This window comes from Paracoccus lichenicola (assembly GCF_009708075.1).
GTDB lineage: Bacteria > Pseudomonadota > Alphaproteobacteria > Rhodobacterales > Rhodobacteraceae > Paracoccus > Paracoccus lichenicola.
Genome location: NZ_WMBT01000010.1, coordinates 138,024 through 147,835 on the forward strand (window position 1 = coordinate 138,024; position 9,812 = coordinate 147,835).

At 70.2% G+C, this 9,812-nt stretch carries 8 protein-coding genes; 1 reads left to right on the forward strand and 7 read right to left on the reverse strand.

All coding sequences use genetic code 11. The features are described 5' to 3' along the window. Position 1: 1 nt before the first annotated feature. The 3 genes from GIY56_RS14840 to GIY56_RS14850 are packed head-to-tail and all read right to left on the reverse strand — an operon-like array spanning position 2 to position 3,665. Positions 2 to 1,075 carry a putative B6 ABC transporter permease subunit 2 gene (locus GIY56_RS14840; protein WP_230312552.1) on the reverse strand — a complete coding sequence of 358 codons (1,074 nt, stop codon included), beginning with the start codon at positions 1,073 to 1,075 and terminating at the stop codon, positions 2 to 4. After that, positions 1,072 to 2,637, reverse strand: a complete 1,566-nt coding sequence (locus tag GIY56_RS14845) for a putative B6 ABC transporter ATP-binding protein (RefSeq protein ID WP_154765630.1) — start codon at positions 2,635 to 2,637, stop codon at positions 1,072 to 1,074. The genes GIY56_RS14840 and GIY56_RS14845 overlap by 4 nt, the downstream gene beginning before the upstream one ends. Beyond that, entirely contained in the window at positions 2,634 to 3,665 is a 1,032-nt protein-coding gene (locus GIY56_RS14850) for a putative B6 ABC transporter substrate-binding protein (RefSeq protein WP_230312553.1), read from the reverse strand. Before GIY56_RS14850 ends, GIY56_RS14845 begins: the two co-directional genes overlap by 4 nt. A 325-nt stretch (positions 3,666 to 3,990) precedes the next feature. Between GIY56_RS14850 and GIY56_RS14855 the strand changes: the two genes are divergently transcribed. Beyond that, positions 3,991 to 4,674, forward strand: a complete 684-nt coding sequence (locus GIY56_RS14855) for a FadR/GntR family transcriptional regulator (RefSeq protein ID WP_154765631.1) — start codon at positions 3,991 to 3,993, stop codon at positions 4,672 to 4,674. A 4-nt stretch (positions 4,675 to 4,678) separates the two neighbouring features. Here GIY56_RS14855 and GIY56_RS14860 read toward each other — a convergent pair whose 3' ends face one another. The 4 genes from GIY56_RS14860 to GIY56_RS14875 form a co-directional block, all read right to left on the reverse strand. Then, the gene (locus GIY56_RS14860) at positions 4,679 to 5,794 is read right to left on the reverse strand and encodes an AbrB family transcriptional regulator (protein WP_154765632.1); all 1,116 of its coding nucleotides are present in this window, start codon (positions 5,792 to 5,794) and stop codon (positions 4,679 to 4,681) included. Further along, positions 5,791 to 7,116, reverse strand: coding sequence for an amidase (locus GIY56_RS14865; RefSeq protein WP_154765633.1), 1,326 nt, complete (start codon positions 7,114 to 7,116; stop codon positions 5,791 to 5,793). Before GIY56_RS14865 ends, GIY56_RS14860 begins: the two co-directional genes overlap by 4 nt. Further along, entirely contained in the window at positions 7,113 to 8,543 is a 1,431-nt protein-coding gene (locus GIY56_RS14870) for an amidase (protein WP_154765634.1), read from the reverse strand. The genes GIY56_RS14865 and GIY56_RS14870 overlap by 4 nt, the downstream gene beginning before the upstream one ends. Before the next feature lie 252 nt (positions 8,544 to 8,795). Further along, a complete protein-coding gene (locus tag GIY56_RS14875) occupies positions 8,796 to 9,584 on the reverse strand; it encodes a DUF4394 domain-containing protein (RefSeq protein ID WP_154765635.1) in 789 nt (262 codons plus the stop codon). Positions 9,585 to 9,812 lie beyond the last annotated feature (228 nt).

Genomic DNA, 9,812 nt, shown 5'->3' on the forward strand with positions numbered 1-9,812 from the left:
GTCATGTCTCCGCGCGGCGCTGCGCCAGGTATTCGGCCAGCGCCAGAAAGATCAGCACGAAGCCGACCAGGACCAGCGTGAAGTCCTGCGGCACGTCCAGGCGGGTCGCGGCGCTGGCGCCGCCGATCTCGAGCACCGAGAAGGCGAAGGCCAGAAGGATCAGCGCAAGGCCGTTGAAGCGCGACAGGAAGACCAGCGGCACGACGGCAAAGCCGTAGGCGGGGTTCCAGCTGGCCTGCATCTTGCCAAGCGCCCCGATCAGTTCCACCGAACCCGCAAGCCCGCCCAGAAAGCCCGACAGGCAAAGCACGGACATCGCAAGGACGGGACCGCCAAAGCCCGCATGTCTGGCCGCCGCCGGGTTCAGGCCCAGGACGCGGAACCGCAGGCCCGCCGCGGTGCGGGTCATCATGGCATGGACGCCCAGCACCACCAGCAGCGCAAGAACCAGGCCGACGTTCACGTCGGTCCCGGGGATCATCGGCAGGCGGTCCCCGACGGCCAGGGTCAGCGTCTGCGGTTCCAGCGATGCGGGGTCGCGCAGCCAGAGCTTGACCAGGGCCGCGACAAGCGAGGTCGCGATCAGGCTCATCATCAACCCCGAGATCACCTCGTTGGTGCCGTGGCGGGCACGCAGCCAGGCGGGCGGCAAGGCCCACAGGGTGCCGGCCACGCCCCCGGCCAGCGCGCTCAGCCCCAGGGCAGGGGCAAGCGGCATCGCCTGCACCAGATGCGGCGCAAGCGCCCCGGCGGTCAACATGCCCAGCATGTACTGCCCGTCGATGCCGAGGTTCCACAGGCCAGAACGGAAGCTGACGATCAGCGCCGCGCCCAGGATCAGCAGCGGGATCATGTGGACCAGCGTGGCCTGCAATCCCCGCAGCCGCAAAAGGCCCCGTTCCAGCACATAGGCGTAATAGGCCAGCGGATCGGTGCCGATCGCGGCCAGGACCAGTCCCCCCGCGACCAGCGCAAGCACGATGGGAACCAGCGTCGTCCCGACAAAGGGCGGCACCGGAACGCGGGACCGCGGCGGCAGGCGGGACACGGGCGTGATGCCGGCGGCTTCGCTCATGCGGCGGCCTCCCCGGCTGCGTCTTCGGCCGCGCTTTCGGGCAGGCCGGCCATCAGGCGCCCGACCCTGTCCCGCGCATCGGGTCCGTTCCCGACGATGCCCACCATGCGGCCGCGCAGCATCACGCCGACGCGATGAGAAAGGGCCAGGACCTCGGACAGGTCGGTCGAGACCAGGACCGTCGCAAGGCCTGCCTGCGCGGTTTCGCGGATGCGCGCGCGCGTGGCTTCGATGTTGCGCAAATCCAGCCCGTGGGTGGGCTTGTTGTAGATGATCAGCCGGGGGCTGCCCGCCAGTTCGCGCGCCAGCAGCGCCTTCTGGATGTTGCCCCCCGAAAGCTTGCCGATGGGCGTCTCGGTCGAGGGCGCGCGAACGTCGAATTCCCGCATCCGGGCGCTCGCATGGGCCTGGATGGCCCGGCGCTCGGCAAAGCCCTGCTTCCAGAAGGGCGCGCGGCCCAGATCCTTCAGCAGAAGGTTCAGCGAGACGGGCAGCGTCGCCACCGTGCCCTCGCCGCCGCGGTCGTCGGTCACGTAGCGCAGGCCCATGCCGTGGCGCTGGCGGATCGAGCGGCCCTGAAGATCCTGGCCGCCCAGCATCACCCGGCCCCGGGACGGGATCTGTCCGGCCAGGGCCTGGACCAGGGGTGTCTGGCCGTTGCCGTCCACGCCGGCGATGCCGAAGATTTCGCCCGCGCGCACATCGAAGCGGATGTCCCGGAAGGCCTGGCCCGACAGGTCCGACACCTCCAGCATGGTCGCGTCCCCTGCCCGGGGCAGGGCAAGGGACGGCGCGGCCAAGGCGTTGGTGTTGGCGACGGCGGTGCCGAACATCATGCCGACCACCCGCTCCATCAGGGCGGGACGCGGCAGGGCGCCGAATTCCGCGGTCCCGATCCCCCCGGCGCAGCGCCCGCCGCGCAGGACCGAGACGCGGTCCCCGAAGGCCAGCGCCTCGGTCAGATGATGCGTGATGAAGATGATCGAGACGCCCTGGGCGGCCATGCGGCGCATCATCGCCCCCAGCTCCTCGACCCCCTGGGGCGACAGCATCGACGTGGGTTCGTCCAGGACCAGCACGCGCCCGCCGCGCCACAGCGCCCGGATGATCTCGACCTGCTGCTGCTCGCCCAGGCTCAGGCCGTCCACGCGCGCCTCGGGCGGCACGTCGATGCCGAAGGCCCGGGCGTCGCGCCGGAAGCGTTCGGCGACGGCGGCCCGGCGGGGGCGCTGCCACCAGGGCGTGCCCAGAAGCAGGTTTTCCGCCACCGTCAGCGTGGGCACCAGCATCCGGTGCTGGTAGACCGTCCCGATGCCCAGCCTCAGCGCATGGCCCGGCGAACTCAGCGCGACCGCCTGGCCGTCGATCAGGATCGCGCCCTCGTCCGGGCGCTGGATGCCGGCCAGCATCGAGATGAGCGTGGACTTGCCGGCCCCGTTCTCGCCCAGCAGGGCATGGACCTCGCCCGCCTGGAACGCCAGCGAGATCCGGTCGTTCGCGACGACGCCGGGAAATCGCTTGGTCACCTGATCCAGCGCGACGATCGGAACGGCCGGTTTCATGGCGCGACCGTGGCGCTCATCATCGGGCGGACCCCGGCGGCGTCGGTCACCACGTCGACCTTGATGTCGCCCGCGATGATCTTCTGCTTGACCGCCTCGATCTCGGTCCAGGTCCCGGCGGGGATGTGGTCGGTCTTCAGCAGCCGCTGGGACCCGTCTTCCAGGCTCAGGGCGTAACGCTGGCTGCCGAACCTGTCGGCCTTGGCGTCCTCGACCATGCGGGTGAAGACCGGCGCCATGTCCCAGATGACCGACGACAGCAGATGGCCCTTGTCGATGCTGCTCTTGTCGCCGATCACGTCGATGAACCAGACCTTCTCGCCGCCCGGCGGGGTCACGGTCTCGACCGCCTGCATCATGCCGAAGGAAGACCCGTTGCCCTGGCCGAAGATGATGTCGGCGCCCGAGGCGATGACGCTTTCCGTGACCCGCCGCGCCCCGGCCACGTCGGCATAGGCGGCCGGGCCGATGACGGCATAGCGCAACGCGATGTCGGGCGAGACCGACCGGACGCCCTGGGCGAAGCCTGCCGATTGCGCGTTCCAGTTCGGGCTTTCCGCCGAGACGACGATGCCGATGATCCCGGTCTTCGTGGTCCGGGCCGCCAGCACGCCGGCCAGGAACGAACCCTTTTCGCCCATCATGGTGTAATCGGCGATCAGCGGCGGCTCGGACGGCGCGTTGGCCGCGACCAGCACGTTCATCTCGCGCGCGATCTCGGTCGCCTCGGTCGTGTAGCCCGAGGCATGGGCGATGATCAGGTTGGCGCCGTCGTCGGCCAGTTCCCGCAACGTGGGACGGATGTTGCCATAGCCGAGGCCCTGGGCCACGATCGCCTCGGTGCCGGTCGCCGCGGCCGCGGCCTCCAGCCCCTCGACCCCCTGCTGGTTCCAGCCGAAATCCGTGCCCTGCTCGGGCGTCACGATGGCGATGGTGTCGATCTGCGCGGCCTGCGGCGCCAGGGGCGCGGCCAGCGCCAGCGCGGCGCAGGCGGTCGTCATCCGAAGCAGGCGAGAAAATGGCGTCATGTGATTCCCCATTGAGCGTTCAGGTTTTCGGCGGGATGGACCGGCTTTCCGGCAACCGTTGCAGCTTCTGCGGCTGTCTCAACCAAGCGAAACGGTCGCGCGACTGCTTGTCAACCGGATGTCGCCAACAGGTCGTGGTTGGATGGCGCGCCGGGGGTATTCCCGGCAGGTCTGGATAATTCTTACGCAGCGAACGCGGTTTTCAGGACATCACGGATCAAGCTTTGGGCCTTTCCTGCACGACGGGGCAGAATCAACCAGACTGGATGGTTGAATCCCGGCGCGCGGGTTGATAGCACGGATCCACAAGGGGAGAGCGGCCAGGATGCAGTTCGTCGAAAACGGCCCGCGCGAGGGCGGCCGGAAAAGCGGCCCGGCGGCCGAGCCTACGCCGGCGCAGGCAGAGATCATGAAGCGGGTCCGGGTCGAGATGGAAGGCGACGGTCCCCTGCCGGCAGAACGGAAGCTGGCCGAGAAGCTGGGCGTCAAGCGCCACCAGCTGCGCATCGCCCTGTCCTATCTGCGCGAGGCGGGCGATGTCCCCCGGGCCAAACCGCGCAATCGCCGCAGGGACGCGCAGCCCGGCCCTTCGGACATCACCAACCACACCAACCCGGTCGAGGTCATCGAATTGCGCATGATGATCGAGCCGACGCTGGCCCGGCTGGCTGCCCTGCGCGCCACGCCCAGCATGATCGCCGACATGAAGCGGGTCGCCGACGCCATCTCGAAGGGCGGGCGGGACAGGTCGGGCGACCTGCACCGCATGATCGCATCGGCGTCCGGCAATGCGCTCGCCTCGGAAATCTACGGGCTGCTGCGGCGGGTCGAGGCGGCGGTGCGGCTGGATGTCGGGCACGGGGGATCGCTGCGCCCGCTGTCAGACACCGACGAACACCTTGCCATCATCGAGGCCATTTCCGAACGGCGTCCCGACCTGGCAGAGCAGGCCATGCGGCGGCACCTGTCGTCGATCCACCAGATGATGATCGCCGCCGGCCTGTCCTGACGGCTCATTCGCCCGGGGGCGCGACAAGGGCCAGGGGGCGGCGGCGGACCATCCTGCTCAGGGCGCGCGCGATCGGCGGGCCGGCCAGGACCACGGCGAACAGCCGGATGACCTGCATGGTCATGATGAAGGACAGGTCCGCCTTCGCGTTCACCGCGATGATCGCGATGGTCTCGATCGAGCCGGGCACGGTGGCCAGGATCCCCGTCAGCAGATCGACGCCGACCAGCCAGGCCAGGATCATCCCCGAGACCCCGCAAAGGCCCATCAATCCCAGAGAGAACAGGATCACGGGCCAGAAGACCGCCATGGCGCCGCGGATGATCCGGGGCGAGAAGCGCAGCCCGACATGCGCGCCCAGAACGAAATAGGCGCAAAACAGCAGCCAGCCGGGCAGCGCCAGATCGACCCAGCCACCGCCCTGCAAAAGGGCGGCCAGCAGCAACGGCACCAGCGTCGCGGCGGCGGGAAGGAAGGACAGGCAGCGCGCCGCCAGGGGACCGGTCGCCGCCAGGGCCAGCGTCGGCAGGACGCCGGGATGGAAGGCCGCCCCCCCGGCCTGCGGCGGAACCGCGGTGGTGTCGAACATCAGCCTCGAGACGACCGACATGACCACGATCACCGCGATCAGCCGCACAAGCTGGATAAAGGCCACCACGCGGCTGTCCAGTCCGCGCTCGTTGCTCATGGCGATCACCGCGCCGGCCATGCCGGGCAGGAAGCCCCAGATCGCCTCCTCCTCCTCAACCTGCGTCAGGCGACCCAGAAGCAGCCCGGCCAGGCAGGCAAGCGCCAGCGTCATGGCCGCGAAGACAAGCACAAAGGGCCACAGGTCCACGATCCGCAAGGCGATCTCGGGGGTCAGGTAATGCGCGATCATGCAGCCCGCGACACCCTGGGCTGCCTCGTGCGGGCCGGCGGGGATGCGCAGCCCGGTGCCGCGGACACCCAGCCAGGTCGCGACCAGCACCGGACCCACCAGCAGCGCCGCCGGGACCTGGGCCAGCGCCAGCCCCAGGACGGCAAGCCCGCCGCCCCCCAGCAGGACCGCCAGATCCCGCAGGGTCCGGCCATCGGCCAAGACGGATCCGCCCGGCGCGGATTTCGGGAACCGCGTCATGTCGCGACAAGACCCGGGGGGTGCGGGCGCCCCAGGCCTTCCGCGGCAAGGCGGCCTTCCATCGCCGCGGCATGGGCCAGAAGCTGCGCCTCGCGTCCCCGGCGCGCCACCACCTGCACCCCCAGCGGCAGGCCGCGCGGACCAAGGCCCACGGGAAGGGTCAGGCTCGGCAGTCCCAGCAGGGTCCACCTGACGTTGTAATCCGCGCTGCCGGTCGAGCCGAGGCCCGGGGGCGCCTCGCCCGGGGCCGCGGGCGTCAAGAGGACATCCGCCGCGCCGAAAAGCGCATCGAGATCCGCAAGACAGGCATCGCGCATCGCCAGCCCCCGCGCATGAGCGTCGGGACTGGCCATCTCGCGCTGGCGCTGCATGAAGGCGCGGGTGATCGGCGTCACCCGGTCGGCCCTGCAATCACGCTCCCAGGCCAGGGCGGCCGAGGCTTCCCAGGCAAAGACCTGGTCCTGGGCAGGGCCAAGGCCGTCCCACCACGCGGGCTGGCGGGCCGTGTCCGCGCCCAGGATGCGCGCGACCCGGGCCAGCCGCTCGGCACAGGCGGCCTCGACCGGCAGGCCTTGGCTCTGGTCGGGCAGGAACAGGGCCGCGCGCGCAGGGGCCGGCGCGGGCGTCAGCCAATCGGGCCTGCGGGCGCAGACTGCCGCGAACAGCGCCGCGTCCCCGGCATCGCGGGCCATGATGCCGACGACATCCAGGCTTTCCGACAGCGCCTTGACGCCGGTCCTGTCGATCACGCCCGGGCCGACCTTCAGCCCGACGACGCCGCAAAAGGCGGCGGGCCGGATGGTCGAGCCGGATGTCTGGGTGCCGAACGCCAGCAGGCAGGCGGAAACCGCCAGGGCCGCCGCCGAACCCGAGGACGAGCCTCCGGGGGTGTGGTCCGGGCCATGGGGGTTGCGGGTCGGACCGGGGGACAGGGCGGCGAATTCGGTGGTGACGGTCTTGCCCAGGACGACGGCCCCTGCCCGTCTGGCCAGATGCACTGCGGCGGCGTCCCTGCCCGGCCGGTGGCCCGCATGGACCGCCGAACCATGGGCCGTCGGCATGTCGGCCGTGTCGAACACGTCCTTGATCCCCAGGGGCACGCCCGCCAGTTCCCCCTTGCTTCCTGCATCCACCTGCCTTGCCGCCCTTCGGGCCGACTCGGGGTCGAGATGCCGGAACGCCTCGACACGCGGCTGGCTGTTTCGGGCCTGTTCCAGAAAGCGTTCCGTCACCGACAAGGCCGTCAGGGCGCCCGAGCGGACGGCCCCGGCGATCTGGCGCGCGGTCACGGCGGCGATGTCGAAATCCGGCGGCAGGCTCATGCGGGAACCCTTTCGCCGGCCTGCGGCAGGGGCGCGACCTTGTGCGCCCAAGGCTGCGCGGCCTCCAGTTGGGCGGCGAGCCGAAACAAAAGCGCATCCTGGCCGAAGCCCGCGCCGAACTGGCAGCCGACCGGCAGGCCCGCATGGGTCCAGTACAGCGGCACGCTCATGGCCGGGCACCCCGAGGCATTGAAGACCGCCGTCAGCGGCGCATGTGCCCAGAAGCGGTCGTAGAACGCATCCAGCGGCAGGCCCGCGCCGGCAAGATGGCCAAGCCTTGGCGCGATCTGCGCGGTGGTGGGCGACAGATAGACATCCACCCCCTGGAAATAGGCGCCCATGTCGCGGCTTGTCCGGTGAAGCTGCTGGACGGCGGCCAGATACTCGATGCCCGTGCGCCGCCGGCCTTCCGCGACCCATTCGGCATTCACCGGCTCCAGCAGGGCGTCGGGATCGGACATCCCGGCCGCGCGCCCGGCAAGATCGACCGTCTGCGCGCAGGACACGCCCGCGATCACGCGCCAGGCCCGCTTCAGCGCGGCATTGTCATAGGGGGGCGCAAGCTCGACCACCTCGTGGCCCAGATCGGCCAGCAGATCGGCGGCGTGGCGGGCGGCCGCGATGCAGTCGGGCGCCGTCTCGATGCCCTCGGGCGCGGCCAGGTGCAGCCCGATCCGCAGCCTTTCCGGCGGTTGCTTCAGGGCCTGTTCATAGCGGCCGGCGAAATGCGGGGCCGCATAGGGATCGCCGATGTCCGGGCCTGCGCCCACGTCCAGCATCCGCGCCGAATCGCGCACGCTGCGCGAGACGGCATGGGGCGTCGCCATGCCCGCGATGCCTTCGGCCGTGGCAGGGCCGACCGGATTGCGCATCCGGCTTGGCTTGAAGCCGAAGACGCCGCAATGGGCCGCCGGAACGCGGGTCGAACCCGCCCCGTCCGAGCTTTGCGCGATCGGCACCACCCCCGCCGCGACCAGGGCCGCCGACCCGCCCGAGGACCCGCCCGCCGTGCGTTCGGGGTCCCAGGGGTTGCGGCAGGGACCATGCAGGGCAGGCTCGGCGGTAAAGGACAAGGCCAGCTCGGGCGTGTTGGTGCGGGCGCAAAAGACGAAGCCTGCCCGGCGATAGCGCGCGGCCAGGGTGTTGTCCGCGGCGCAGGTATTCCCGGCAAAAAGCCGCGAGCCGAGGCTCATGACCGAACCGCGGGCGGCGATGCCGATGTTCTTGAGCGGCAACGGCACCCCGGCAAAGGGACCGGCGCACCCGGCGGGAACGGCATCGGCGATGTCGTGCACGACCGCATTCAGCCGGGGATTGACCGCCGCGATCCGGGTCCGCGCGTCCCGCAGGAAATGGTCGGGCGCGACCGATCCGCTGCTGACCGCCTGCGCCATGTCCGTCGCGTCAAGCCGTTCGGGTGGGGTCATGCGCGGCTCCGTTGCTGCCTTGCCAAGGCTATGCATGGTTGACAAACCACCGTCAACCCGAAGCGTCATTTTTAGGATTGGTTGGATTTGGTTGAACGAAACATGGTCACTTTCCATGCTGCGCCGCGCGTTCCCCCGGACGTGCCGCTGCCCGCCCCGCCGGAAAGAGGCAGGGGGACAGCAGCTCCATGCAACGTCGGACCATCGAAACGGTGAACTCGTACCCTGACGAAGACATGGATGGGCTTGGGGTCACATGGCCGGCATGACCGCGATGTCGGTCAGGTCGCCGTTCACGCCGTCCAGCATCCCCACCGGGGACGCCGCCCCGGTTTCCAGATCCACGGTATGGATCGCGCCGCCCGCCACCAGCCAGGCGGTGTCGGCGCCGTTGGGGGCGGTCTGGATGTCGAAGGCGGGCGTGGTGTCGTCCATCGCCGCGCCCAGCTTGCCCACGGCCGCCAGCGTCCCGTCATTGGGCGAGGTCTGGCGGATCAGCGCGCCGATGGCGGTGTCGATGTCGTACATCGCCGTGTCCCCGGGCTTGCCGAAGCTGTTGGTATAGGCGGCGGCCGCGATCATGGGGACCTCGCCCTCGTGCATGTCGCCCTCCTCGAAGGCCAGGCTGCCATCCACCGTGACCTCGCCCGTGTCCACGTTGACGCGGTGGTTGGTGGTGCCGGTCATCAGCCGCAGCCGGTCGGCCATCGGGTTGAAATCGACGATCACCGGCATGTCGGACGCCGGCAGGGGCGTGTTCAGGGTGGAAAGCGCGGTCGCCGCGCCGGTCGCGGGGTCGATGGTGACGATCCGGTTGTCGCCCGTCACGCCCACCAGCGTCCCGTTGCCGGGGCGATAGTCGATGCCCAGCAGCATCCCGGCGCCCGTCACCGGCAGGGTGGAGATCTGGGCCGGGTTCGCGCTGTCGAACATCACCAGCGTCTTGCCGTCGACAAGGCCCACCACCGGGTCGGCAAGGGCCAGGCCGGCCGTGGCGGCCAGGGACAGGGTTGCGGCAGCAACGGTTCGGATTGCAGTCATGGAACGATCCTTCCGGGTTTCGCGGGCGGCATCGCGCCGCCCGTCACCTTTCAAGGACACGGCAGGGGGGCGGCCTGGATGCAGGGCGCGGAAAAAAACTTGCGCCGCATCCGCTTTCGGACGTGCCGTGTCATCGGGGCATGGCATCCGCGACGCGGGCACTGGACCGGTCTTGCCCGTCCATGCCACCATGCGCCGCGACAAGGGGGACAAGGGCATGACGACATC

Bases quoted from the DNA above. Each gene is read 5' to 3' on its own strand.
- GIY56_RS14870 (WP_154765634.1), bottom strand. From the start codon at position 8,543: ATGACCCCACCCGAACGGCTTGACGCGACGGACATGGCGCAGGCGGTC.
- GIY56_RS14850 (WP_230312553.1), bottom strand. From the start codon at position 3,665: ATGACGCCATTTTCTCGCCTGCTTCGGATGACGACCGCCTGCGCCGCG.
- GIY56_RS14865 (WP_154765633.1), bottom strand. From the start codon at position 7,116: ATGAGCCTGCCGCCGGATTTCGACATCGCCGCCGTGACCGCGCGCCAG.
- GIY56_RS14845 (WP_154765630.1), bottom strand. From the start codon at position 2,637: ATGAAACCGGCCGTTCCGATCGTCGCGCTGGATCAGGTGACCAAGCGA.
- GIY56_RS14860 (WP_154765632.1), bottom strand. From the start codon at position 5,794: ATGACGCGGTTCCCGAAATCCGCGCCGGGCGGATCCGTCTTGGCCGAT.
- GIY56_RS14875 (WP_154765635.1), bottom strand. From the start codon at position 9,584: ATGACTGCAATCCGAACCGTTGCTGCCGCAACCCTGTCCCTGGCCGCC.
- GIY56_RS14855 (WP_154765631.1), top strand. From the start codon at position 3,991: ATGCAGTTCGTCGAAAACGGCCCGCGCGAGGGCGGCCGGAAAAGCGGC.
- GIY56_RS14840 (WP_230312552.1), bottom strand. From the start codon at position 1,075: ATGAGCGAAGCCGCCGGCATCACGCCCGTGTCCCGCCTGCCGCCGCGG.